This is a genomic window from Nocardia sp. NPDC003269 (assembly GCF_042888005.1).
In the GTDB taxonomy this organism is placed as follows: domain Bacteria; phylum Actinomycetota; class Actinomycetes; order Mycobacteriales; family Mycobacteriaceae; genus Nocardia.
Window position 1 is genome coordinate 1 of sequence record NZ_JBIAPA010000010.1, and the last position, 1,040, is coordinate 1,040.

Genomic DNA, 1,040 nt, shown 5'->3' on the forward strand with positions numbered 1-1,040 from the left:
GGCTCTGACGGATTGTAAGCGCACGGTTTCAGGTACTATTTCACTCCCCTCCCGGGGTACTTTTCACCTTTCCCTCACGGTACTAGTCCGCTATCGGTCACCAGGGAGTATTCAGGCTTACCGGGTGGTCCCGGCAGATTCACAGCAGATTTCACGGGCCCGCTGCTACTCGGGTATCACTCACGAGAGCCAACATGTTTTCGTCTACCGGACTATCACCGTCTATGGCAGGCCGTTCCAGACCACTTCGACTAACACATTGGTTTCTTACTCTCGCTTGATCCGGCAGAATCAAGAAGAATGACCCCACAACACCCCAAACGCAACCCCTGCCGGGTATCACACGCTTGAGGTTTAGCCTCATCCGCTTTCGCTCGCCACTACTCACGGAATCACTGTTGTTTTCTCTTCCTGTGGGTACTGAGATGTTTCACTTCCCCACGTTCCCTCCACACACCCTATATATTCAGATGCGGGTAACACGACATCACTCGTGCTGGGTTTCCCCATTCGGAAATCCTCGGATCTCAGCTCGGTTGACAGCTCCCCGAGGCTTATCGCAGCCTCCTACGTCCTTCATCGGCTCCTGGTGCCAAGGCATCCACCGTACGCTCTTAAACACTTACTAACAAAGATGCTCGCGTCCACTGTGCAGTTCTCAAACAACACACCCGAAGAAATCTGATTTCCCAGACCAACTCGACCTAAACCGGCCGGCGGTATCGAGGAGAACCCCTTCGGATCGTTTGCTTTCGCCTTGAAAGACACTCGCGTGTTCTTTCAGGACCCAATAGTGTGTCGGTATATCACCGCGACCAGCTGCTTTGAACTGATCTAGTGCGATGAGGTAGTCAGTGTTCCACCCATGAGCACCGCCGGACTACATGTGAGTCCGAAACGGCTCTGCCAGCGACACATTCACCTCTGTGAACTGTCGACTGGAGATGCTCCTTAGAAAGGAGGTGATCCAGCCGCACCTTCCGGTACGGCTACCTTGTTACGACTTCGTCCCAATCGCCGATCCCACCTTCGACGGCTCC

Annotated in this window: 2 rRNA genes; both read right to left on the reverse strand. The window is 54.0% G+C overall.

The annotated features are described in order from the left end of the window. A 23S ribosomal RNA gene (locus tag ACFYWJ_RS34585) occupies positions 1-628 on the reverse strand; the annotation flags it as partial. A 327-nt stretch (positions 629-955) separates the two neighbouring features. Continuing rightward, positions 956-1,040, reverse strand: a 16S ribosomal RNA gene (locus ACFYWJ_RS34590); the annotation flags it as partial.